The 23,528-nt window shown below is 71.8% G+C and carries 22 protein-coding genes and 2 pseudogenes; 14 read left to right on the forward strand and 10 right to left on the reverse strand.

All coding sequences use genetic code 11. The features are described from left to right. The first annotated feature begins 92 nt into the window (after positions 1-92). Complete coding sequence (gene aac(6'), locus Q3Y56_RS00910) at positions 93-566, forward strand: aminoglycoside 6'-N-acetyltransferase (RefSeq protein WP_304460084.1); 474 nt, start codon at positions 93-95, stop codon at positions 564-566. Between the two features lie 123 nt (positions 567-689). On the opposite strand, the gene Q3Y56_RS00915 is transcribed toward aac(6'), so the two are convergent. After that, positions 690-941 (reverse strand): hypothetical protein, encoded by a 252-nt coding sequence (locus Q3Y56_RS00915; protein WP_304460085.1) that lies wholly within the window; start codon positions 939-941, stop codon positions 690-692. Between the two features lie 210 nt (positions 942-1,151). On the opposite strand from Q3Y56_RS00915, the gene Q3Y56_RS00920 reads away from it, so the two are divergent. The 6 genes and pseudogenes from Q3Y56_RS00920 (at position 1,152) to Q3Y56_RS00945 (ending at position 6,581) form a co-directional block, all read left to right on the forward strand. Then, the gene (locus Q3Y56_RS00920; protein ID WP_304460086.1) at positions 1,152-1,538 is read left to right on the forward strand and encodes a MerR family transcriptional regulator; all 387 of its coding nucleotides are present in this window, start codon (positions 1,152-1,154) and stop codon (positions 1,536-1,538) included. Positions 1,539-1,669: 131 nt separating this feature from the next. Next, positions 1,670-2,059 (forward strand): thioredoxin, encoded by a 390-nt coding sequence (trxA, locus tag Q3Y56_RS00925; RefSeq protein ID WP_304460087.1) that lies wholly within the window; start codon positions 1,670-1,672, stop codon positions 2,057-2,059. Between the two features lie 47 nt (positions 2,060-2,106). Continuing rightward, a complete protein-coding gene (locus Q3Y56_RS00930; RefSeq protein WP_304460088.1) occupies positions 2,107-4,071 on the forward strand; it encodes an SMI1/KNR4 family protein in 1,965 nt (654 codons plus the stop codon). After that, positions 4,068-4,148, forward strand: a pseudogene (locus tag Q3Y56_RS00935) (short-chain dehydrogenase); the annotation flags it as partial. The gene Q3Y56_RS00930 and the pseudogene Q3Y56_RS00935, both read left to right, overlap by 4 nt. Before the next feature lie 127 nt (positions 4,149-4,275). Next, positions 4,276-5,304 (forward strand): 3-oxoacyl-ACP synthase III family protein, encoded by a 1,029-nt coding sequence (locus Q3Y56_RS00940; protein WP_304460089.1) that lies wholly within the window; start codon positions 4,276-4,278, stop codon positions 5,302-5,304. Then, the gene (locus Q3Y56_RS00945; protein ID WP_304460090.1) at positions 5,301-6,581 is read left to right on the forward strand and encodes a cytochrome P450; all 1,281 of its coding nucleotides are present in this window, start codon (positions 5,301-5,303) and stop codon (positions 6,579-6,581) included. Before Q3Y56_RS00940 ends, Q3Y56_RS00945 begins: the two co-directional genes overlap by 4 nt. A gap of 36 nt (positions 6,582-6,617) precedes the next feature. Here the strand turns inward: Q3Y56_RS00945 and Q3Y56_RS33290 are convergent, their stop codons facing one another. The 6 genes and pseudogenes from Q3Y56_RS33290 to Q3Y56_RS00975 all read right to left on the reverse strand — a co-directional run bounded on the left by Q3Y56_RS33290 (position 6,618) and on the right by Q3Y56_RS00975 (position 12,766). Beyond that, positions 6,618-7,079: an HPr family phosphocarrier protein gene (locus Q3Y56_RS33290; RefSeq protein WP_369696840.1), complete on the reverse strand. Its 462-nt coding sequence runs from the start codon at positions 7,077-7,079 to the stop codon at positions 6,618-6,620. Further along, positions 7,074-9,023 (reverse strand): annotated as a pseudogene (locus tag Q3Y56_RS00955) (fructose-specific PTS transporter subunit EIIC); the annotation flags it as partial. The gene Q3Y56_RS33290 and the pseudogene Q3Y56_RS00955, both read right to left, overlap by 6 nt. 183 nt (positions 9,024-9,206) lie before the next feature. Next, positions 9,207-10,154, reverse strand: coding sequence for a 1-phosphofructokinase (gene pfkB, locus Q3Y56_RS00960; RefSeq protein WP_304460091.1), 948 nt, complete (start codon positions 10,152-10,154; stop codon positions 9,207-9,209). Then, positions 10,151-10,912 (reverse strand): DeoR/GlpR family DNA-binding transcription regulator, encoded by a 762-nt coding sequence (locus tag Q3Y56_RS00965; RefSeq protein ID WP_304460092.1) that lies wholly within the window; start codon positions 10,910-10,912, stop codon positions 10,151-10,153. Before Q3Y56_RS00965 ends, pfkB begins: the two co-directional genes overlap by 4 nt. Before the next feature lie 196 nt (positions 10,913-11,108). Then, positions 11,109-11,972: an SMP-30/gluconolactonase/LRE family protein gene (locus Q3Y56_RS00970; RefSeq protein WP_304460093.1), complete on the reverse strand. Its 864-nt coding sequence runs from the start codon at positions 11,970-11,972 to the stop codon at positions 11,109-11,111. Positions 11,973-11,995: 23 nt separating this feature from the next. Next, positions 11,996-12,766: an IclR family transcriptional regulator gene (locus Q3Y56_RS00975; RefSeq protein WP_304460094.1), complete on the reverse strand. Its 771-nt coding sequence runs from the start codon at positions 12,764-12,766 to the stop codon at positions 11,996-11,998. 227 nt (positions 12,767-12,993) lie between these two features. On the opposite strand from Q3Y56_RS00975, the gene Q3Y56_RS00980 reads away from it, so the two are divergent. The 6 genes from Q3Y56_RS00980 to mmsB all read left to right on the forward strand — a co-directional run bounded on the left by Q3Y56_RS00980 (position 12,994) and on the right by mmsB (position 20,289). Beyond that, positions 12,994-14,160: a mandelate racemase/muconate lactonizing enzyme family protein gene (locus tag Q3Y56_RS00980; protein WP_304460095.1), complete on the forward strand. Its 1,167-nt coding sequence runs from the start codon at positions 12,994-12,996 to the stop codon at positions 14,158-14,160. Continuing rightward, positions 14,157-15,212, forward strand: a complete 1,056-nt coding sequence (locus tag Q3Y56_RS00985) for a zinc-binding dehydrogenase (RefSeq protein ID WP_304460096.1) — start codon at positions 14,157-14,159, stop codon at positions 15,210-15,212. Before Q3Y56_RS00980 ends, Q3Y56_RS00985 begins: the two co-directional genes overlap by 4 nt. A gap of 200 nt (positions 15,213-15,412) precedes the next feature. After that, a complete protein-coding gene (locus tag Q3Y56_RS00990; protein WP_304460097.1) occupies positions 15,413-16,381 on the forward strand; it encodes a hypothetical protein in 969 nt (322 codons plus the stop codon). Positions 16,382-16,384: 3 nt separating this feature from the next. Beyond that, entirely contained in the window at positions 16,385-17,497 is a 1,113-nt protein-coding gene (gene chvE / locus Q3Y56_RS00995) for a multiple monosaccharide ABC transporter substrate-binding protein (RefSeq protein WP_304460098.1), read from the forward strand. 17 nt (positions 17,498-17,514) lie between these two features. Next, positions 17,515-19,050, forward strand: a complete 1,536-nt coding sequence (mmsA, locus tag Q3Y56_RS01000; protein WP_304465428.1) for a multiple monosaccharide ABC transporter ATP-binding protein — start codon at positions 17,515-17,517, stop codon at positions 19,048-19,050. 9 nt (positions 19,051-19,059) lie between these two features. Beyond that, positions 19,060-20,289, forward strand: a complete 1,230-nt coding sequence (gene mmsB / locus Q3Y56_RS01005; protein ID WP_304460099.1) for a multiple monosaccharide ABC transporter permease — start codon at positions 19,060-19,062, stop codon at positions 20,287-20,289. Positions 20,290-20,409: 120 nt separating this feature from the next. On the opposite strand, the gene Q3Y56_RS01010 is transcribed toward mmsB, so the two are convergent. Continuing rightward, positions 20,410-20,628: a hypothetical protein gene (locus tag Q3Y56_RS01010; protein WP_304460100.1), complete on the reverse strand. Its 219-nt coding sequence runs from the start codon at positions 20,626-20,628 to the stop codon at positions 20,410-20,412. Positions 20,629-20,831: 203 nt separating this feature from the next. Between Q3Y56_RS01010 and uppS the strand changes: the two genes are divergently transcribed. Further along, positions 20,832-21,812 (forward strand): polyprenyl diphosphate synthase, encoded by a 981-nt coding sequence (gene uppS / locus Q3Y56_RS01015; RefSeq protein WP_304460101.1) that lies wholly within the window; start codon positions 20,832-20,834, stop codon positions 21,810-21,812. Here uppS and Q3Y56_RS01020 read toward each other — a convergent pair. Together Q3Y56_RS01020 and Q3Y56_RS01025 are read right to left on the reverse strand one after the other, a co-directional pair. Next, positions 21,776-22,744, reverse strand: a complete 969-nt coding sequence (locus Q3Y56_RS01020; RefSeq protein ID WP_304460102.1) for a squalene/phytoene synthase family protein — start codon at positions 22,742-22,744, stop codon at positions 21,776-21,778. The genes uppS and Q3Y56_RS01020 overlap by 37 nt on opposite strands. Continuing rightward, the gene (locus tag Q3Y56_RS01025) at positions 22,726-23,523 is read right to left on the reverse strand and encodes a tRNA-dependent cyclodipeptide synthase (RefSeq protein WP_304460103.1); all 798 of its coding nucleotides are present in this window, start codon (positions 23,521-23,523) and stop codon (positions 22,726-22,728) included. Before Q3Y56_RS01025 ends, Q3Y56_RS01020 begins: the two co-directional genes overlap by 19 nt. Positions 23,524-23,528: the final 5 nt, after the last annotated feature.

Consider the following 23,528-nt stretch of genomic DNA (forward strand, 5'->3'; position numbering starts at 1 on the left):
ACTGCCCTGAATGAGACGGGAGACGAGCAATACGACCCGAAGCGTTCGAAAAACAGGGAGCGCCTTCACCGCTATCCAGGGAGAATGAGGGCATGGAACTTCATGGGAACGAGGTCGTGCTGCGATCGGTGACGGATGGCGATGCCGAGATTCTCGACAGGATCGTCAGAGAACCGGAAGTCGCGGCGTGGTGGTCGCCCCCGGAGGACTATGAGGACATGCTGGCCGTCGTTTTCGGGGGTGAGGTCATCGGCGCCGTCCAGTTCGACGAGGAGACCGATCCCGAGTTCCGCCATGCCGGCATCGATATCTTCCTGTCGGCAAGGCATCACGGGAAGGGACTCGGTGCCGACACGGTACGCACGCTGGCTCAGTGGCTGGTGCGGGAACGCGGCCATCACCGGCTGACCATCGATCCCGCCGCGGCCAACACCGCGGCGATCCGCTGTTACAGCAAGGTCGGGTTCAAACCTGTGGGGATCATGCGAGCGTACGCGCGCGACCATCGGACGGGCGCCTGGCAGGACGGTCTCCTGATGGACCTGCTCGCAGACGAGCTGGCCTGACCCGGTCGGCTCTGGAACGCTTCGGGACGTAAACGGACAGGCCCTCATCCAGTCAGTCGTCGACGCGGACCGTCTCAAGCGTCAGGCGGGCCCGGTGGGTCGGGCCGTTCACCCAGTCGACCGTCACCTCGTGCGCGCCGTCGGGGACCGTACGACCGTCACGTCCGTCAGCGTGTGGAGCGGGGCCGGGCCGCCCAGGGTGCGGCCCCGTCCGCCGCCGGCCAGCCCGTCTGGCGTACGGCCGTCCCCCGCCGCGCCCACCACGCGTGCGTGGTACCGGGACGCGGCCCAGTGGTCCCCTGCGCCCAGCGGTTCCAGCCGCGTGCGGAGGGACATCCGGCCGCCGTCGACCAGACCGAAGTGGTTGTCGGGCATGGCGCCGCCGTATGGGAAGGGGCCCGTGGCCGTCGAGTTGGCGAGCCTGGCGCAATACGGTCGTCCTGGTCCGGGTCGCCCCCCCGGCGGCGGTCGGGCGGTGGTCCCGGTGGCGGTCGGGCGGCCGCCCGGTGGCAGGCTGGTCCCCGGCGCTGGCGTTGACACCGGCGTCAAGGTCTAGCGTCTCGGGTGAACCAGGGAGGAGCCGCCATGCGGATCGGGGAACTGGCCGAGCGGACCGGGGTCAGCACGCGGTCGCTGCGCTACTACGAGGCGCAGGGTTTGCTGCGGGCCCGGCGGGCCGCCAACGGCTACCGCGAGTACGGAGACGAGGACCTGCGGATGGTGCGGGAGATCCGCTCGCTGCTGGACCTCGGCTTCGGTCTCGAGGACACCCGGCCGTTCGTGGAGTGCCTGCGCGGCGGGCACGAGGCGGGCGACCGCTGCCCCGACTCGATCGCCGTATACCGGCGCAAGCTCGCCGAGCTCGACGCGTGCATCGCGCGACTCGGCGAGGTGCGCGAGCGGGTGGCGGCGCAGCTGGAGCTGGCTGTCGAGTCCCGGGCGGCCGAGCCGCGCTGCGCGTTCTCCCCCTGACTTCGGCATGATCCCGGCCCGGCTTCCGGGACGGGCCCACCTGACATCCGGGTCCCGACCCGGCGTTCGGGTCCCGCCCTGACCTCCGGCCGGGTCCCGACCTGACCGCCCGAAAGCAGAGGACATCAACCGTGACCACCACACAGCCCGCCGTCGTCACCGTGACCGACGACACCTTCGACCAGTTGGTCCTGCGCAGCACGCGGCCCGTTCTCGTCGAGTTCTGGGCGCCCTGGTGCGGCCCGTGCCGGCAGCTCGCGCCGGTCCTCGACGAGATCGCCCGCGAGGAGGCGGACCGCCTGACCGTCGCCAAGCTCAACACCGACGAGAACCCGGCCACGATGGTCGCCCGCAACGTCCTCGCCGCCCCCACCCTGCAGGTCTACCGCGACGGCGAGCTGGTCAAGGAACTGGTCGGGGCGCGGCCGAAGCGGCGGCTGCTGCAGGAACTGGAGGACGTCCTGCCGCACGTCGCCGAGGCCGGTCCGGGGCGCGCGGCGCCCGCGGCGCCGCTGGACTGACGTACGGGACAAGGGGGTTGTCAGTGGTGGGTGGAACCATCACTGACATGACGGAAACGACCTTCGACTGGCAGTCCTTCCTGACCCGGTGGAGCGAGGAGTGGGCGGACTCGTACGACCCTGACGAGTCGCCCCACGGACAGGACGAGGACGACGCGGAGGCCCGGCGCGACCGCTGGCTGGGCTTCCCGCCCGCGTCCGGCGCGCGGATAGCGGCGACGGAAGAGCGGCTCGGCCACCGGCTGCCACCGTCGTACCGGGCATTCCTCGAGGTCAGTGATGGGTGGCGGCACGCGGGCGGCTTCGTCTGGCTGCTCGCCGGCACCGAGGAGGCCCGCTGGCACGAGGACGAGTCCGGGCTCGGCGAGATGTACCAGGAGGACCTGGACGAGGACTCCCTGCCGGAGGAGGTCCTGGAGGCCGGCATGTGGGACCGCGCGCTGCAGCTGGACGTGGAGTCGGACTCGGTGTACGTGCTGCTGGATCCGGGGGACGTGGGCGACGGCGGCGAGTGGGCCGTGTACTGCTACAAGAGCTGGGCTGCCATGCCGCCGGAACGGTACGCGTCTTTCCGGGAGTTCATGGAGGACATGTACCGGGAGTTCCACATGCTGCGCGCGGACCGCCCGGAGAATGAGTTCGCCAACGACACGACGCGGAAGCTGGACGCGGCCGTCGAGGACGCGCGGCGGGAGGCGCTGCGCGGGGAGTACGAGCGGGCCGAGACGGCCTTCGCGGAGGCGGCGGAGTACGGCAGGCCCCGGGCGCGGGCGCTGTGCGACCAGATCCGGCGCCTGCAGGGCCACACCTCCATGGTGGACCTCGACGAACTCGCCGCGGACCCGGTGTACGCCCCCGAGGTGCTGCCCGTGCTGGCGGTGGACCATGTGGAGAACGGGCATGACGCGGAGATGTGGTCGTATCACGTGCGGGGCGCATCCGACGAGGTGCGCGAGGCGGCGGACGGGATACTCCGGCAGGTTCGGAAGGGGAGCTACCGCTACACCGCGTCAGGCCCGTTCGGGCGGGCCGTGGACAGGGCGCGGGAGCAGGCGCGCTGGGGCGCGGCGGACGCGGCGTGGCGGACGCTGCTCGCCGCGCTGCCGCGGTGGCGGCCGCTGGGCCCCGACCACCTCGCGCCGCTCGGCCTGCTGGCCGACCCCGTCCTCGGCCCGCTGGTCACGCCGGAGCGGGGCCGGGAGCTGCTGGCCACCACCAGGGGCGGGGAGCCGGGCGAAGCTCCGGCACCCACGATGGACCTCGACCCCGGGGGCCTGGCGTGGCTGGCGGAGCCGGAACCGGGCAGGAGCCCTGAGTCGTACCGCTTCATCTTGGTGGAGGGCGTGGACCCGGCCGACCTGCCCGCCCTCGTCGGCGCCGACGAGAACGCGGTGCTGCACGAGCCGATGACATCGGACGCGCGCTGGGAGCTGCGGAGCGGCCGGGGGAGCTCGTCGTACGACGACAAGGCACTGGCCTCCGTCGGCCGCGCCGGGCCGGGCTGGAGCTTCGCCTTCGACGAATGGCCGAGCCCCTTCGACGAGCGGCGGTTCACCTCCCCGGCCGTCGCCGCCTCGCGTGGTGGCCGCGCGGTCGTGGTCTGGAGTGCTCCCGCCGCATCGCACGGGTCCCCCGAGCTGTTCCACCTCTCCGTCGCGGAGAACGGCGAGGAGGCCTATGCGTTCACGATCCAGGGCACGACGATCCGCCGGAGCGGGACGATACCGGCGGCGCTGGACCCTGACCGCCTCTTCGCTCCGGAAGCGACTGAGGGCACCTCGGACGCGGATACCGTGGACGCGGATACCTCGGACGCGGACGCAGCACGCCTGGGTGAGCGCCGCGCTCTGGAGGCGATCGCCGCCGAGTTCGGCGTCTCGCTGCCGCGCTTCACCCTGACCCACGGTCGTCTCCACACCGTCACTACCCGGTCGTGGACCCGGCCGCCGGGGCCGGGAGAGGGGTACATAGTCGTCCGCTTGGGGTGGCAGGAGGCAGATGAGGACGCGTGACGCCCGGCACGGCCGACGCCCCGTGGATCGGCCGCCTTCTGGAGCGGGCCGACGACCCGAAGGCGGAGTGGGCGGCCTCCGCATCCACCCCCGTAATTCATCATAAAATCCGTATAGCCGATCATCCGCTTTACGGGTGAAAGGGGCGGCCGGTGCGGCGATGGCTGCCGAGGGCGCGACGTGCGGGTCACTACGGTCGGGCAGATGACCGACATGAGGGCCTGTGTGGCGGGAGCGGCCGTTCACCTGGCGGAGCGCTGGATCGACATCGCCGAGCGCGAAGCGCAGATCGCCGCGGCCAGCGCCCCCTTCGTCCCTCCCGCAGGACTGGTGCGCCGGCTGACCGGTGTGGAAGGAGTGCATCTGGTCGCGCCCGACCAGCAGGCGTCGGACCTCGCCGTGGCCGCGGCGCGCAAGGCGCTGGCAGAGAGCGGCGCGTCCGTCGGGGACGTGGAGCTGATGATCTTCGCGGCGGGCAGTCAGGACATGGCGGAGCCCGCGACCGGCCACATCGTGGCGGCCAAACTCGGTCTGACCTGCCCGGCCTTCGATGTGAAGAACGCCTGCAACAGCGTGCTGAACGGCATGGAGGTCGCCGCCGCGCTCATCGCCGCGGGCCGCTACCGCACGGTGCTGATCACCTGCGGCGAGGCGCCGTCCCTGACCGCCCGGTTACGGGTGGGCGACAACGCGACGTTCTTCCGCTCGTTCGCCTCCTACGGGTTCTCCGACGCGGGCGCCGCCCTGCTGCTCAGGGCGGGGGCGAACACCTCCCCCTCGGCTCCGGGAGTGCTCGGCAGCCGGTTCGCCGCCGACTCGGCCGCGTGGGACTCGGCCACCTTCCGCTTCGGCGGCACGGTCGCCCGCGATCCCGACCAGGAGCGGGCGTACTTCGAGATGGACGGCTCCCGGCTGCGCAGGAGCATCGACGGGCTCGGCTGGGGCTCCCTGCAACCGCTGCTGGACGAACTCGGCCTGGGGTGGGCGGACTTCGCGTTCGTCGGGGTGCACCAGGTCGCCGTCGCGGACGTCGAGCGGTATCCGGAGGACCCCGGCATCCCCGCCGACCGGCTGATCCTCACCCTGCCCCGGCACGGCAACGTCGCCTCGGCCTCGCTGCCGCTCCAGCTGGTACGGGCGATGGAGACCGGCAAGGCCCGGCCCGGCGACCTGATCGCGCTCGTCGGCCTGGCAGCGGGCACCAGCACAGGCCTGATGGTGATCCGGCTGTGAACACCACCGCCTGCCCGTACGCCGTCCCCGCCGCGCCCGCCGCCCCCGCAGCGCCGGGCCGCTCGGAGCGGGCGGCCGGCCGGCTCCTGCCCTGCAGCAGCGAGCCGCGGGCGTTTCCCTTCTACCGCAGTCTGCACAGCCGGGGCCCGGTCAGGCTGGCCCCGACGCCCGCCGGGTTCCCCGGCTGGCTGGTCCTCAGACACGACGTGGCCCGCCAGTGGCTCAACGACCGGCGCCTGGTCAACGACGCCCGCTCCGTGCTGCCTTCGCACCACGGCATGCCACACATGCGCTACGCCACCGACTTCCTCACCGTCCTGCCCAGTCCCCTCAGCCGCGACCACACCGAGCACCGCCGACTTCGCGCGATCTTCACCCAGCAGCTGCACAAGGCGGCGGTGCGGCGCCGCGCGCCGCTCGTCCACCGCACCGTCGCCGAGGCGCTGGAAGCGCTGACCCGGCGCCGCGAGGCGGACCTGGTCACGGACTACATCCTGCCCATCGCCACCAACGTGGCCGGTGACCTCATCGGCATCCCCCCGCGGCGCCGGGTGGACGCCGCCGGCCTGGTGCGCGTACTCAGCAGCACCGATCACCCGCAGGCGCCGCACATGCTCGACGCGGCCGCACGCCTGTCCGCCCACATCCGGGCGGCGCTGGCGGAGGCGGAACACGATCCGGCGGACAACATCGCCACCTCGGCGCTGCGGGCGTACCGCTCCGGCGCCGTCCCCGACCGGCAGGATCTGGTGGGCATGCTCATCAGCGCCATGTTCGCCGCGCTGGACTCCACCATCGCCTCCGCCTCCTCCGGCAGCCTGCATCTGCTGCGCAACCCGCAGGCCAGGCACCGGCTGGTCGGGGACGCGGCAGGGAGCCGGCGGGTGCTGGAGGAGGTGCTGCGCCTGTCGGCCCCGTTCTCCGGCAGCAACTACCGGTTCGCCACCGAGCCGTTGCGCATCGCCGGATGCGACGTGGCGCGCGGCGACGTCGTCGTCTTCTCCTTCAAGGCGGCGAACCTCGACCCCCGGACGTGGCCGAACCCCGAACAGCTGGACCTCGCCCGGGACGCTCCGGCGGGACATCTGACGTTCGGCCACGGGCCGCACTACTGCGCCGGGGCCGCCCTGGGCCGGCTGGTTCTGGAGGCCACCCTCACGGAGTTGTTCCGCCGCCTGCCCGACCTGCGGCTGGCGGCCGACGGCTCCGCGCTCCCCTACCGCGTCGCCGTCGCCCGCCACCCCGAGTCGCTGCCGGTCCTCACCGGTACGCGCTGAGCACCCCGGCGACGCCGGTCATCACAGCTGTCACCGCTACTCCTTGGCGTCGAGGTCGGCGGCGAGCAGGGCGGCCAGCTCCTCGATGGCCGCCTCGGCGCCGTCGCCCTCGGCGGCCAGCACCACGGCGTCGCCGTGCCGGGCGCCCAGCGCCAGTACGGAGAGCAGGCTCCGGGCGTCGACCGGGTCGCGGCCGTCGCGGGCGACGGTCACCCTGACCGGCTGGCGGGCGGCGGCCTGGACGAACAGCGAGGCCGGACGGGCGTGCAGCCCGCTGCGGGAGCCTACGGTCACGGTGCGCTGGGGCATGGGATCTCTCCTAAGGGTGGAAGGGATTTGGAATGGGATGGGACCTGGGTGGCCCGGCCCTGCGGGCTTCGGGGCGCCTCGGGGCTGGGCAGCCTGAGGGTCGGCCGCCTCAGGCCGCGGACGGTGCCGTGGTCGCCGGCTCCGGCACGGTGGCGGCGGCCGGTTCCTCGGCCCGGCCGTGCCGCGCATGCCCTTGAGGACGATGACGAGGCCGGCGCTGACGGCCGTACCGGCGGCGATCGCGACCACGTAGAGCAGCGGCTGTCCGATCAGCGGCACCACGAACATGCCGCCGTGCGGGGCCCGCAGGGTGCAGCCGAAGGTCATCGACAGGGCGCCGGTGACGGCGCCGCCCGCCATGGCGGAGGGGATCACCCGCAGCGGGTCGGCCGCCGCGAAGGGGATGGCACCCTCGCTGATGAACGAGGCGCCGAGCACCCAGGCGGCCTTGCCGTTCTCCCGCTCGGTCTGCGTGAACAGCCTGCCGCGCACGGTCGTCGCGAGCGCCATGGCCAGCGGCGGGACCATGCCCGCGGCCATCACGGCAGCCATGATCTTGAGGTTGTTGTCGGTCGCGTCGGTCAGGCCGCCGACGGCGAAGGCGTACGCCACCTTGTTGACGGGGCCGCCGAGGTCGAAGCACATCATCAGGCCGAGGACGATGCCGAGGAGGGCCGCGTTGCCGCCGGAGAGCCCGTTCAGCCAGTCGGTCAGCGCGGACTGCGCGGAGGCGATCGGCTTTCCGACGACGACGAACATCAGGAAGCCGACGACCGCGGAGGAGATCAGCGGGATCACGACCACGGGCATGATGCCGCGCAGGACCGCGGGTACGTCGACGCGCTGGATCGCCATCACCACCGCGCCTGCCAGGAGACCGGCGACGAGGCCGCCGAGGAAGCCCGCCTCGATGGTGACCGCGATGGCGCCACCGACGATGCCGGGGACGAGGCCGGGGCGGTCGACCATGCCGTAGGCGATGTATCCGGCGAGGATCGGGACGAGGAAGCCGAACGCGGCGGCGCCGATCTGGAAGAGCAGCGCGGCCCAGCTGGAGTGGTCGGTCCATACGAAGTGCTCGGCGACCGAGGGGGCCTTGTCGATCTTGTAGCCGCCGATGGCGAAGGCCAGGGCGATGAGCAAGCCGCCCGCGGCGACGAACGGCACCATGTAGCTGACGCCCGTCATCAGCCACGTGCGCAGCCGGGTCCCGAAGTGCTCGCCGGGTTCGCCCGCGGCGTCCATGGGCGCCGGGGCCGCGGCGGGGGCCGTCCCCTCCCCGCGCGCGGCCTTCTGCCGTACCTCGGCGATGAGTTCGGCGGGGCGGTTGATGGCGGCCTTCACCCCGACGTCCACGGTGGGCTTCCCGGCGAACCGGTCCTTCTCCCGTACCGGGACGTCGTGCGCGAGGACCACGCCGTCGGCGGCGGCGATCACGGCGGGGTCGAGCCTGCTGAACCCGGCCGAGCCCTGGGTCTCGACGACCAGCTCGACGCCCTCGGCCTCGGCGGCCTTCCGGAGGGACTCCGCGGCCATGTAGGTGTGGGCGATGCCGGTGGGGCACGAGGTCACGGCGACGAGCCGCAGCGGGGCGCCGGCCTGCGCCCCGCCGGGGGACGCGGTGGAGGCCTCGGCGCCGCGCGGCTCCGCGACCGGCTGCTCCGTCGCTGCCGCCGTCTCAGGCGGCGTCGGCTGCTCGCCGCGGATGAGGGCGGCGGCCGCGGCCGGGTCCCGCTCCGCGCGCAGGACGCCGGTGAAGTCGGCGTCCATCAAGCGTCGGGCCAGGCTGGAGAGGATCGTCAGGTGAGCGTCGTCGGCCCCGGCCGGGGCGGCTATCAGGAAGATCAGGTCGGCGGGTCCGTCGAAGGCGCCGAAGTCGATGCCCCGGCCGCTGCGGCCGAAGGCCAGCGTGGGGGCTGTGACGTGTTCGCTGCGGCAGTGGGGGATGCCGATGCCGCCGTCCAGACCGGTCGGCATCTGGGCCTCGCGCGCCGCCACGTCGGCCAGGAAGCCGTCGAGGTCGGTGACGCGGCCTACGGCAACCATGCGCTCGGCGAGCGAGCGGGCGGCCGCTTCCTTCGTCTCGGCGGACAGGTCGAGATCGACCAGCTCCTCGGTGATCAACTCACTCATTGCACGGATCCTTGCTCGCGGACCGCCCCGCGACAGGCGGCCTGGGGGAGTGGGGACTCAAGGCGTGGGGGGCAGGGCTGGTGGTCAGGGCATGGGGGGTGCGCCGACCAGGCTCGTGGGGGCAGGGGCGTTAGGGGCGGCCCCGGATGGCCGGGACCGTACGACGGCCGACGCGGCGGGCGGTCACGGCGCCGGCTCCGTCAGCACGCGGTCCACGGGGATGTCCGCGGTCGTGGTGACGGCGGACAGGTCGAGATCGGCGGGGGTCGGCATGGCGCTGCCCGGCAGCTGGACCGCGGCCGCGCCGTGGGCGACGGCCGCGGCGAGCGCCGCCGGTCCCGTGCCGCCCGCGGCCAGGAAGCCGGCCAGCGAGGCGTCGCCGGCGCCGACGTTGCTGCGGACGGCGGCGACGCGTGCGCTGCCGAAGTGCGTGCCCGTGCCGTCGACCAGCAGTTGGCCGTCCGGGCCCAGGCTGGCGAGGACGGCCTGGGCGCCGCGCTCGCGCAGTTCCTCCGCCGCCTTGACCGCGTCGCCGACGGTGACCAGCGGGCGGCCGACGGCCTCGGCGAGCTCCTCGGCGTTCGGCTTGACCACATCGGGCTGTTCGGCGAGTGCGGCGGTCAGGGCCGCGCCGGAGGTGTCGAGGGCGATCCGGGCTCCTGCCCGGTGGACGCGGGCGACCAATTCGGCGTACCACTGGGGCGGCAGGCCGCGCGGCAGGCTGCCGCAGCAGGCGATCCAGTCGGCGGCGGCCGAGTGGGAGCGTGCGGTCTCCAGCAGGGTCTCCGACTCCCCCGCCGTGATCTCGGGTCCTGCCGCGTTGACCTTGGTGAGGGTGCCGTCGGGCTCGACGAGGGTGATGTTGACGCGCGTGCTGCCGGTGACCTGGACCCCGGCGGCCTCGATGCCCAGGTCGCCGAGGAGCCGGGCGAGCAGGGCGCCCTCCGGCCCGCCCAACGGCACGACGGCGACCGTGCGGTGGCCGGCGGCGGCGACCGCACGGGAGACGTTGACGCCCTTGCCGCCGGGGTCGACCCGGTCGGCCGTGGACCGCAGCACGGCGCCGCGGTCCAGCCCCGGCAGCTCGTAGGTGCGGTCCAGGCTCGGGTTCGGGGTGATGGTGAGGATCATGCGCGTACTACTTCCGTGCCCTGCCGCTCGATGGCGAGGGCGTCGTCGGGGCTGAGCCCGGTGTCCGTGATGAGCAGGTCCACCTCGGAGAGGTCGCCGAAGCGGGCGAAGTGCTCCTTGCCGAACTTCCTGGAGTCGGCGAGGAGCACGACCCGGCGGGCGGCCGCGATCGCGGCGCGTTTGACGGCGGCCTCGGCCAGGTCGGGGGTGGTCAGGCCGCCATCGGGCGAGAAACCGTTGGTGGCGAGGAAGACGACGTCGGCGTTGATCTCGCCGTAGGCGCGCAGCGCCCAGGCGTCGACCGCCGCGCGCGTGCGGTGCCGTACCCGGCCGCCGACGAGGTGGAGCGTGATGCCGGGGTGGTCGGCGAGCCGGGCCGCGACGGGCAGGGCGTGGGTGACGACCGTGAGGGTGGACTCCACGGGGATGGCGGCGGCGAGGCGGGCGGCGGTGGTGCCGGCGTCGAGGATCACGCTGCCGTCGGTCGGCAGTTCGGCGAGCGCGGCCTGCGCGATGCGGTCCTTCTCCTCGGCGGCGACGGCGTCGCGTTCGGCGAGGTCGGGCTCGAAGTCGAGGCGGCCCGCGGGGATGGCGCCCCCGTGGACGCGGCGCACCAGCCCGGCGCGGTCGAGGGCCTTCAGGTCGCGCCGCACGGTCTCGGCGGTGACCTGGAACTCCTCCGCGAGGGACAGCACGTCGACCCGGCCGCTCTCCCGGGCGAGACGCAGGATCTCCTGCTGGCGCTCCGCTGCGTACATGTGGGTTTACATCCGTTTCCATGCCCGAAGCTGTGGTTCTGGCGTCACATTACGCAGACGCTGCGGGGAAGTAAACACACTCGGGCAAGGAAACGGACTCAATCGGATACGGCACGCAAGGAGGCACGGCCGCGGAGACGACGCCGCCCCGGCACCGGGGGTCCGGTGCCTGGGCGGGCGGTACGCGGGTTGCGTGTCAGCCGGCGAACGGCACGCCGGGCAGGCCCTGGCCCGCGTCCGGCAGTACCAGCAGCGAGCCGGAGAGGGGGTGCGGGCGGTCCAGACCGGTGCGGGCCGTGGTGATGTAGAGGTCCCGCAGTCCGGGGCCGCCGAAGGCGCATGCGGTGGGCCGGCGCACCGGCAGCCCGACGGTGCGGTCGAGGCGTCCGTCCGGGGTGTAGCGGCGGATCGCGGCGCCGCCCCAGAGGGCGACCCAGACGCAGCCGTCCGCGTCGACGGTGAGCCCGTCGGGGAACCCGGCGCCCTGCTCGATCTCGGCGAACGGCCGCCTGTTCACGGCGCAGACGCCCCCGCCCTCCGCGCTGTCGAAGACGTCGACGCGACGCGTGGGGCTGTCGATGTAGTAGACGAGCCTGCCGTCCGGGCTCCAGCCCGTGCCGTTGCTGACGGCGACCTCGCCGAGCTGCTCGGTGGCGGTGCCGTCCGGGGCGATCCGGGTGAGACTGCCGCCGCCGGGCCGCTCGTCGTACGCCATGGTGCCCGCCCACAGCGACCCGTCCGGGGCGACGGCGGCGTCGTTGCCCCGGCGGCCCGGCACCGGGTTGCGCACCAGCCAGGAGAAGGACGCCCCCTCAGGTCCGTACAGGCCGACGCCGTCCCTGAGGTTGACCACCAGGCCGCCTCCGCGCCGGGGCTTCGCCGCGCCGACGTGCTGCTCGGTGGCCATGACGGTGCGGCGGCCGTCCCCGGGCGCGTAGGTGTGGACGCGCGAGCCGAGGATGTCGACCCAGATCAGCCGGTCGGCCGCCGCGTCCCAGGTGGGGCCCTCACCGAGCTCGGCCGCCTCCCGCACCGCGACGTCGTACGCCCTCGCCCGCACCCGTCCCGCCGTCGGGCCGGGCGTCACCGTCCGCCCCGGTGGCCGAGGCGGACCGAGAGGTCGCCCGCGCCCTTGGCGGCCAGCTCGGCCAGCTCCCGTTCGCGCTCCTCGCTCCAGCGGATCATCGGCACGGAGATGGACAGCGCCGCGACGACGCGGCCCGCGCTGTCCCGTACCGGCGCGGCCACGCAGCTCACGTCCGGATTGGACTCGCGGTGCTCGGACGCGATGCCCGCCTCCCGGATCCCGGCGAGCGCGGCGAGCAACTCCTCCGGGTCGGTGATGCTGTCGGGGGTCATCGCGGCGAACTCGCGTCCCGCCATGCGGGCTTCGAGCTCCGTCAGCGGCAGCGAGGCCAGCAGCATCTTGCCGACCGACGTGCAGTGGGCGGGGAGCCTGCGGCCCGCGGCCGAGACCATGCGCACGGCATGGGTGGAGTCCACCTTGGCGATGTATATGACGTCGGTGTCCTCAAGGATGGCCACATGGACGGTCTCGTCGCAGGTCTCGGCGACCTCGCGGGCGACCTGCTGCCCCTCGGCCGCGAGGTCCAGCTGTTCGGCGTAGCGGCTGCCGAGCTGGTAGGTGCGCACGCCCAGCCGGTAGCGGCCCGGCTGCTCCGGCACCGGCACCAGGTAGGAGCGGGCGGCGAGGGTGGTGAGCAGCTCGTGCACGGTGGTGCGCGGCAGTTGGAGTGTGCGGGTGATCTCGGGCGCGGAGTACGTCCCGTCCCCTTCCAGGAACAGTTCGAGTATGTCCAGCGCCCTGGTCACCGCCGGCACCAGTCGCCCCATGGTCGGCCTCCCACCCACATGTCCGAAACTTCGATCAATGATCGGTATGACGAACACAGAGTAGGGGGCGCGCGGTTCGCGGCGCAATGACCGTGACCGAAGACCCCATGGCCGTGATCGAAGACCCACCCGTCCGACCCATTGACACCCTCCAGCCAACGTGAATACGGTCACGCCACCATTTCGAACGCGTGACGAAATATCGAACAAGTCAAGGGACAACTGTCGTGCGTATTACGGGAATCAGCACGCATGTGGTCGGGACGCCCTGGCGCAACCTCACCTACGTCCGGGTCCACACCGACGAGGGCCTCACCGGTGTCGGCGAGACACGCATGCTCGGCCGCACCGACGCGCTCGTGGGGTACCTCCGCGAGGCGGAGGCGAACCACATCGCCGGTTCCGATCCGTTCGCGGTCGAGGACCTGGTGCGCCGGATGAAGTACGGGGACTACGGCCGGGCCGGCGAGATCGTGATGTCGGGCATCGCCTGCGTGGAGATGGCCTGCTGGGACATCAAGGGCAAGGCGCTGGGCGTTCCGGTCTGGCAGCTCCTCGGCGGCAGGGTCACCGACCGGGTCAAGGCCTACGCGAACGGCTGGTACACCACCGAGCGCACCCCGGAGGCGTACCACAAGGCGGCCCAGGAGGTCGTGGCGCGCGGCTACCGGGCGCTGAAGATCGACCCGTTCGGCACCGGCCACTTCGAGCTCGACCACGAGCAGACGCTGTACGCGGTGTCGCTGATCGAGGCGGTACGGGACGCCATCGGCCCCGAGGCCGAGCTGATGCTGGAGATGCACGGGCGGTTCAGCCCGTCCACGGCGGTGCGGCTGGCGCGCGAGCTGGCTCCGTACCGGCCCGCCTGGCTGGAGGAGCCGGTGCCGCCGGAGAACCTCAAGGCGCTGGCGAAGGTCGCGGAGAAGGTGGACCTGCCGATCGCCACCGGCGAGCGCATCCACGACCGGATCGAGTTCCGGGAGTTGTTCGAGTCGCAGGCCGCGGACATCATCCAGCCCGACCTGGGGCACATCGGCGGCATCCTGGAGACCCGCAAGCTCGCCGCGACCGCCGAGACCCACTACGTGCTCGTGGCCCCGCACAACGTCGGCGGCTCCGTGCTGACCGCGGCCTCGCTCCAGGTCGCCGCCTGCACCCCGAACTTCAAGGTCCTGGAGCACTTCAACGACTTCGCGGACGCGGAGATCAAGAAGGTGGTGCGGGGCGCGCCGCGGGTGGACCCGGAGACCGGCTGCTTCGAGGTGTCGCACGCCCCGGGGCTCGGCGTCGAGCTCGACGTGGACGCCGCGGCCGAGTTCCCGCAGCAGCAGGCGCGGTTCGACCTGTGGGCCGAGGGCTGGGAGCGGCGGGCGCCCAAGGGGACCGGGGAATGACCGGCACGTCGGGAACGACCGGCACGTCGGGAACGACCGGCCCCTCACGCGCCATCGTCATCGACCGGCCCGGCGCCTACCGGCTGGTGCTCGGGCCGCGGCCCGAGCTCGGCCCCGGCGAGGTGCTGGTGCGGGTCGGGGCCGCCGGGATCTGCATGAGCGACCGCGAGGTCTACGACGGCCACCGCGACGCGGCCTACGTGCGCTACCCGGTGACGCCCGGTCATGAGTGGTCCGGGACCGTGGTGGCGGTGGGCGAGGGCGTGGACCCCGCGCTCGCCGGGCGGAAGACCGTCGCGGAGGGGTTCCGCGCGTGCGGCGTGTGCGAGCGCTGCCGGTGCGGCGAGACGAGCCTGTGCGAGGGCGGTTACGCGGAGACCGGGTTCACCGAGCCGGGCGCGTTCGCCGACCATCTGACGGTGCCCGCCCGGCTGCTGCACCCGCTGCGCGACGACGCCGACCTGCGCGCCGCCGCCCTGCTGGAGCCCGCGGCGGTGATCGCCGCCGCGGTACGGGCCGGCCGCCCCCGGCCCGGCGAGCGGATCGCGGTGGTGGGCGCGGGCACCCTCGGGCTGCTCGCGGTGCAGCTGCTGGCCGCCTCCTCCCCCGCCGAGCTGACGGTGATCGACCCGCGGGCGGGACGCGGCGAGCAGGCGCTGGTCTTCGGCGCCGACCGGAGCCTGTCGCCCGCGGACGCGGAGGCGCTGGACGGCCGGTTCGACCTGGTGGTGGAGACCGCGGGCGCGCCGTCGACGGCCGCGTCCTCGTGCCTGCTGGCGCGCCGGGGCGGCCGGGTGGTGCTCACCGGGATGTTCACCCCCGGCGCCACCGGCATCGACCCGGTGCACCTCAGCCTGAGCCAGCTGGAGATCCGCAGCGTCTTCGGCGCGCCGTCGTCGGCCTGGTCGGACGCGGTCCGCGCGTTCGGCCTGGGGCTGCTCGACCCGGCGCCGCTGATCACCCACGAGTTTCCGCTGGAGCAGTTCGGGGAGGCCATCGCGCTGGTCGGCGGCGGCGACCCGACGACCGGGAAGGTGCTGCTGCGTCCCTGACATGTCCGGCGGCCCGGCCACGCCCCCGTGGCGTCGATCTGGTCGAACCGCCTCCGTCCACAGGCTTGCATGTTGAGCGATTACGTCTGATGCTGCTGCTTCTTGTTGCCTTCCGTTCGGAGTCGCCGCATGAATGCCGAGAGCTTGCCAACAAAACTCTTCATGTCCGAAATACCGGACGCATAGCACGGAGGAGCCCCGTGACCGCCCCTTCCCTACCGCGCCGACCCGGTGTCGACGCCCTCGCCCGCATCGGCCATACGGTGCGGGCCGCCGACCCGGCCGACGCCTCACCGCACGCGTTCCCCGACGGCGGCACCTGGCGCACCGAGATCCCCTCGGTGGAGGGCCCGGAGGCCCTGGCCGTCGTCCTCAAGGAGAGCTCCCGGCTGGAGGTGCCCGTCCACCGGATCAGCCAGGGCAGCGGCGTCTGGATGCTCACCGACGACGAGATCATCGAGATGGTCGGGTCCTGCGCCGAGCGGGACATCGAGCTGTGCCTGTTCACCGGGCCGCGCGGCACCTGGGACATCGGCGCCTCCACCCGGACCGACTCCGGCGGCGCGGGGCTGCGCGCCCGCGGTCACGACGCGCTCGCCGGCTGCGTCGAGGACGCCCTGCGGGCCACGGCGCTGGGGGTGCGCTGCCTGCTCGTCGCCGACGAGGGCGTGCTGTGGACGCTGCACCGGATGCGCACGGCCGGGCTGCTGCCCGCCGACACCACCTTCAAGCTGTCCGCGCTCACCGGGCCGGTCAACCCCGCCTCGTACGCCGTGTACGAGCGGCTCGGCGCGGACTCCCTCAACGTGCCCTCGGATCTGACGCCGGCCCATCTCACCGAGATCCGCCGGGTCAGCGGCGCCCCGATGGACATCTACGTCGAGGCGCCCGACGACCTCGGCGGTTACATCCGGATGTACGAGGCCGCCGAGCTGATCCGGCGCGGCGCCCCGCTCTACCTCAAGTTCGGCCTGAGCCGCTCCCCCGGCATCTATCCGTACGGCGCGCAGCTGCGCGACACGGCCCTGGCGACCGCCCGTGAGCGGGTCAGGCGGGGCCGCCTCGTCCTTGACCTGCTGGCCCGGCACGGCGCGGATGGCGGGATGTCGCCGCTCGGCTCGCGGCAGCCCGGCGAACTCCGGCGTTTCCCCGTCCCCGAAGAGGACTGACCTATGCGCACCAGAACCACGTGTACCGCGGCCGTGCTCGCCGCGCTGCTCACCGTCTCGCTCACCGCCTGCGGCCAGGAGGCCCGGGGCGGCAGCCGCTACAAGCCCCCGGCGGGCAAGGGCGGCACCATCGGCCTCGCCATGCCCACCAAGGCCTCGGAGCGGTGGGTGAACGACGGCAGGAACATGGCCGAGCAGTTCCGGAAGGCCGGATACGAGACCGACCTGCAGTACGGCGACGACAAGGTCGAGAACCAGGTCGCCCAGATAGAGAACATGATCACCAAGGGTCGCCGGCTGCTGGTGGTCGCCGCGATCGACGGCTCCGCGCTCACCGGAGTGCTCAAGCGCGCGCACGACGCGGGCATCCCGGTGATCAGCTACGACCGCCTCATCCTGGGCACGCCGTACGTCGACTACTACGCGTCCTTCGACAACGAGCGGGTCGGCGAGCTCCAGGCCACGTACATCGTCGACAAGCTCAAGCTCGGCAAGCCGGACAAGAGCGCCGACGACAAGCACAACATCGAGCTGTTCGCGGGCTCCCCGGACGACAACAACACCAAGTACTTCTTCAACGGCGCCATGAAGGTGCTGCGGCCGTACCTCGACAGCGGTCAGCTGGTCGTCCGCAGCAAGCAGACGAGCATGAACCAGGTCACCACGCTGCGCTGGGACGGCGGCACCGCCCAGAAGCGCATGGACGACCTGATCAGCAAGAGCTACGGCGACGCGCGGGTGGACGCGGTCCTGTCCCCGTACGACGGGATCTCCATCGGCATCCTCTCGGCGCTCAAGAGCGCCGGTTACGGCTCCGAGAGCCAGCCGCTGCCGGTCGTCACCGGGCAGGACGCGGAGCTGGCCTCGGTGAAGTCGATCATCCGGGGCGAGCAGACCCAGACGGTCTTCAAGGACACCCGCAAGCTCGCAGCCCAGGCGGTGCAGATGGGCGACGCCGTACTCAACGACAAGAAGCCCAGGGTCAACAACACCGAGGACTACGACAACGGCAAGAAGACCGTGCCGTCCTACCTGCTGAACCCGGTCAGCGTCGACAAGTCGAACACCGATCTCCTCGTCCGCGAGGGGTACTTCACGGCGGGGCAGCTCAAGTGACCCGGCCGATACTGGAGATGCGCGGCATCACCAAGACGTTCCCCGGCGTCAAGGCGCTCTCCGAGGTGAACCTGACGGTGCGGCCCGGGGAGATCCACGCGATCTGCGGCGAGAACGGCGCGGGCAAGTCGACGCTGATGAAGGTGGTCAGCGGGGTCCATCCGCACGGCTCCTACGAGGGCGAGATCCTCTTCGAGGGCGAGCCCGTGGCGTTCAAGGACATCCGGGCCAGCGAGCGGCACGGCATCGTCATCATCCATCAGGAGCTGGCGCTCAGCCCGTACCTGTCCATCGCGGAGAACATCTTCCTCGGCAACGAGCAGACCTCACGCGGGTTCATCGACTGGGACGCGACGCTGGGCAAGGCGAGCGCGCTGCTCAAGCGGGTGGGGCTGCGGGAGAACCCCCAGACTCCGGTCACCGACATCGGCGTCGGCAAGCAGCAGCTGGTGGAGATCGCCAAGGCCCTGTCGAAGGAGGTGAAGCTGCTCATCCTCGACGAGCCGACCGCCGCGCTCAACGACGAGGACAGCGCGAAGCTGCTGGAGCTGATCCTGGAGCTGCGCGAGCAGGGCATCGCGAGCATCATCATCTCCCACAAGCTGGGCGAGATCCGCGCCATCGCGGACTCGGTGACGATCCTGCGGGACGGGCGGACGATCGAGACGCTGGCGGTCCGCGAGACCCCGGACTCCGAACCCCTGCTGCACGAGGACCGGATCATCAGCGGCATGGTCGGCCGCGACCTCGACCACCGCTTCCCCGAGCGCACCCGCTACGAGGGCGCGGACGCGGACGAGATCGCCCTGGCGGTGCGGGGCTGGACGGTCCGGCACCCCGTCGACCACCAGCGCACGGTCGTCGACGACGTGTCCCTGACCGTGCGGCGCGGCGAGATCGTCGGGATCGCGGGCCTGATGGGAGCGGGCCGCACCGAGCTGGCGATGTCCGTCTTCGGGCGCAGTTACGGCAGCTACGTCGCGGGGACGGTGGAGATCGGCGGCGTCGAGGTGGCCACCAGGACCGTGCCCGCGGCGGTGGCGGCCGGACTCGCGTACGTCACCGAGGACCGCAAGCGGTACGGCCTGAACCTCATCGACGACATCAACCGCAACATCTCGCTGGCGTCGCTGCCGGGCATGCGGCGCCGCGGGTTCGTCGACGAGCACCACGAGCGCAGTGTCGCCGAGCGCTACCGCACCACCATGAACATCAAGGCCCCCACGGTCTTCGAGCAGGTGGGGCGGCTGTCCGGCGGCAACCAGCAGAAGGTCGTGCTCAGCAAGTGGATCCACGCCGATCCCGAGGTGCTGATCCTGGACGAGCCGACCCGCGGCATCGACGTCGGCGCCAAGTACGAGATCTACAACGTCATCGACCGGCTCGCGGCCCAGGGCAAGTCGGTGCTCTTCATCTCCTCCGAACTTCCGGAGCTGCTGGGGATGTGCGACCGGATCTACACGATGGCCGAGGGCCGGCTCACCGGTGAGGTAGCCCGCGCGGAGGCCACCCAGGAAGTCCTGATGCGCCACATGACCATGAACAGAAGCTGAGGCACCGCCATGACCACCACGTCCGCTCCCCCGCAAGAGCCCTCGCCCGCGAAGGCCGCCCCGCCGTCGGCCGTCGCGCTGCTGACGCGGCTCGTGCGCTCCAACATGCGCCAGTACGGCATGCTCGTCGCGCTGGCCTTCATCGTCGTGCTGTTCCAGATCTGGACCGACGGCACGCTGCTGCTGCCGAACAACGTCTCCAACCTGATCCAGCAGAACGGCTACATCCTCATCCTGGCCATGGGCATGATGATCGTCATCATCGCCGGCCACATCGACCTGTCGGTCGGGTCACTGGCCGCGTTCGTCGGCGCCATGGCGGCGGTGATGATGGTCAAACACGACATGCCGTGGGTCCTCGCGCTGGTCCTGTCGCTGCTGATCGGCGCGGTCGCGGGCGCCTGGCAGGGCTTCTTCATCGCCTACCTCGGCATCCCGTCGTTCATCGTGACCCTGGCCGGGATGCTGCTCTTCCGCGGCCTGACGCAGATCGTGCTGGAGGGCCAGTCGCTGGCCCCCTTCCCGGAGGGCTTCCAGGACATCGCCCAGGGCTTCATCCCGGAGATGGGCCCGTACACCCAGTACCACAACCCCACCCTCGTCCTCGGCCTGGTCACCGTCGCCTTCCTGCTGCTGCGCGAATGGCGCGACCGCAAGCGGCAGCTGGCGCACGAGCTGGACGTGCTGCCGACCAGCGTGTGGGCGGCCAAGTGCGTGGCGATCACGGCGGCCGTGGTCGCGTTCACGCTGACCCTGGCGAGCTTCCACGGCGTGCCCGTGGTGATGCTCATCATGTGCGTGCTGCTGATCGGCCTCGGCTATGTGATGCGCAACGCGGTCGTCGGACGGCACGTGTACGCGCTGGGCGGCAACAAGGCCGCGGCGAAGCTGTCGGGCGTCAAGGACCAGCGGGTCACCTTCCTGGTCTTCGTCAACATGGGCGTGCTGGCGGCGCTCGCGGGCTGCGTGTACGCGGCGCGGCTGAACGCGGGCACCCCGCAGGCGGGCCTGAACTTCGAGCTGGAGGCGATCGCGGCCTCCTTCATCGGCGGCGCGTCGATGAGCGGCGGCGTCGGCACGGTGATGGGCGCCGTGATCGGCGGCCTGGTGCTCGGCGTCCTCAACAACGGCATGTCGCTGGTCGGCATCGGCACCGACTACCAGCAGGTCATCAAGGGCCTGGTGCTGCTCGCCGCGGTCGGGTTCGACGTCTGGAACAAGCGCAAGGTCGGCCGCTGACCCCTCCGATCTCCCTCTCTTCTCCGCATCGTTCTCGGCCCGCCGTGCCCGGCGGATCGCAACGCCTGCGGCGCGTATTCCCCTGCCCCTCCCCCTACGCCCTGGGGGCGTGGGGGGCTTTCAACTCGGCCGTGCGACCCGGCGGTCGGCGGCGCGCGGGCAGGCGGGGCAGACGCCGCGGACCCTGATCGCCGAGGACGGTGACGCGTGGTCCTCGGCGGACACCACCACGGCGAGGTGCGCGTTGCATGCCGCGCAGCGCCGGAAGCCGGGATTCCAGTCGTTGACCGCCGCGTCCCTGACCCTGTCGAGCGTGGCGGTGATGTCGTCGTCGTCCATGGCGCACATGTCCTGTCCTGACGGAGTACTCGGCGATGCGTCATACCCGCCGATGGGCGACGTGCAACTCAGCACATGCGTACGCCGCACGGGTCAGCGGCCGGTCCGCGGCGCGCCCGGACCGGTGGATGAGCCCGCCCTCGCCGGGGTAGATCGCTATGCGAAACCCCTCAAATACATGCAGTGCTCACCTAGGAGGACAGATGGGGTCACACACGGCAGCGCGTCACGTCGCGTGCATCATGGACGGCAATGGCCGCTGGGCCCAGCAGCGCGGACTGCCCAGAACACACGGGCACATGGCCGCCGAGACGGCTGTCCACACGGTCGTCAGAACCGCCCTGGAGGAGGGCGTCCCGTGGTTGACGCTGTTCGCGTTCTCCACGGAGAACTGGTCGCGTCCGCAGGAGGAGGTCGACTGCCTCATGGACACCGGCTGCCAGTTCCTGCGAAGAAGAGTCCACGACTGGCACCGCGACGGCATCAGGATCCGCGTCCTGGGCGAGAAGAGCCCCCGTATTTCGGAAACGCTGCGCCAGGAGCTGCACTACGCCGAGCACCTCACGCGGGACAACAGCGCGATGACCCTGACGGTGGCCCTGAACCACGGCGGCCGCGGCGAGATCGTGCGCGCGGCGCGCACGCTCATCGAAGAGCAGGTGCCGGCCGAGGAGGTGACCGAGGAGAGCTTCGCCCAGCACCTGCAGCACCCCGACCTGCCGGACGTCGACCTCGTCATCCGCACCTCCGGCGAGCACCGGCTGTCCAACTTCGCGCTGTGGCGGTGCGCCTACGCCGAATTCGTCTTCCCCGAGGTGCTGTGGCCCGACTTCGGCGCGGAGCACTTCCGGCACGCCCTTGAGCTGTACGCCCAGCGCACCCGCCGCTTCGGAGGGGCCGGGCCCTCCATCCCCGCCCCCGCTCCCCCGAACGGCCGCTGCCCAGCGGCAGCGGCGTCGGGCTGCCGTCCCTCTCCAGCGTGTTCACCGTGTCCAGCGGCATCGCCACCCGGCTCGGCCTGCATCTGCTCACCGGGCTGTGCGACACGGCCCGGTACGCCAAGTCCCACTTCGACCGTCCGCACGGGCAGGTCCCGGTGGGCGCCGCGACCGCGCCAGCGCCTCAACCGCGCCCCTGGTGAAGGGCCTCACCGACGACGGCGTCCGGCGGCGGCCCGGACGTAGCCGGCGGCGAAACCGGCACAGGAGGCCGTGGCGCAGGCCAGGCGTGCGCGCGGGCGGATGCGGAAGATGTCGTGGCCGGACCGCCGGATCTGCTCCAGGGAGATCTGGCCGAGGCGGACATAGGTGCGGGTCAGCTCGCGGCCGGACGGATGCACCAGCCGCCACCAGTCGGCCGCCTCGGCGAAGCACCGCCGCGCGCGATCGGTCTCGAACTCCACGAGCTCCCGCAGTCGCGGGGTCATGCGCCGGTCCCGAGCGGCCTGTTCCACATCGGCGCGGGTCAGGCCGACGTCGCGCAGGTCCTCCAGCGGCAGGTAGAGGCGCCCGTCGGCGAGGTCCTCGCCCAGGTCCCGCAGGTAGTCGGTGAGCTGGAGCCCGAAGCTCGCGGCGACGGCCCGCCTGTCGGCTTCCTCGTCCCGCGTCCCGAACAAGGCGTTGCCCCAGATCGTGTTCTCCCCGCAGACCCCGTCGATGTACTCCGCCAGGTCCGCGTACCGGGGATACTCCGTGACCCACAGGTCGGTGCGGATGGTCGTCAGGAACCGGTGGACGGACGACTCGGGGATATCCCATGTGCGGGTGAAATGACGGAATGCGAGAGCAAGTTGTCGCCCCATCAGGTCCGCCTTCGTTTTCGGGTCCCGAGGCCATGGATCATCGCCCGAGAGGAAGAGGAGGACCTGCTTCATGTAGGCGTCGTACTGGGCACGCCGTTCGGTGGTGGATTTCGTCCGATCGTCGATCAGATTGTCCACGTACACGGCGAAGGCGAGAATGGCGTCCCAATAGGGGCGTTTCCCGGGCGGCAGCAGGCTGCGCGCGATCGGATAGGCCGCAGGGTTTCCCCGGGACAGGTATCGTCCGCAGCAGATGTAGGCGGCGGCGATTCGCCTGTCGTGCAGGCCGGCGGCTGTCAGCTCGCGCGCGTGCATGCGCCCTCCTGGAATGGGGAGTCCGGTCGTGCGGGATGGTGAGCCGGGCGGATGACCGCGTACCCCTGCCGCGGGGAGGGGGCGAGGTCCGTATTCCTGGAGAACAGGATGTCGGCGAGCGGGATCGGTTTGTGATAGAAGCACAGCGAGGACGGCACACCGAATAACTCGGCGGAACCGAGGAAGAAGGGCAGCTCGGCCAGTGGGTAGCGTGTTCCCGCCCGGACCTGGTCCTCCGTCGGTGCGGCGCCGTCGAGGTACTTTGCGAGCGCGAGGCGGCTCATGCGCAGGCAGGCGCGCCGGATCTCGCCGTCCCGGTGCAGCGCCGCTTCGGCGCGTTCACGCAGAGTGCGGTAGACCGGGTCGCCCATCAGCTCCGACAGCAGGTGGACATGGGTGGCGCCGGTGGCGGGAATGCGCGCCGTGTCCAGCGCCCGCGCCACCCGATTGCGCACGGCGTTGGTCTCCTGGCGGGATTTGCGCTCCGCGTACTCGGGAGAACGCCCCAGCACCAGCAGGTTCTCCCGGAGCGCCGCGTCAGGAATGATGACGTCGACCCGATGGAATCTGGCATGACTCCAGCGCAGCAGACTCCTGAGTAGTTTGACGCTGAAATAGCTGTTGCCGTGGCTGATCCCCACGACGATATGCCGCCCTTCTTCGCAGACCCGGCGGCAGTTGTCGGTGATCGGACTGACGGAGAAACCTCCCGGCAGGTCGGCGGATACGGCCTCGACGGGGGTGTCGGGAGGTCGTTCGCTGCGATCTTCGCGCATCATGCTCC

The sequence above is a fragment of the Streptomyces sp. XD-27 genome (assembly GCF_030553055.1).
Classification (GTDB): Bacteria; Actinomycetota; Actinomycetes; order Streptomycetales; family Streptomycetaceae; genus Streptomyces.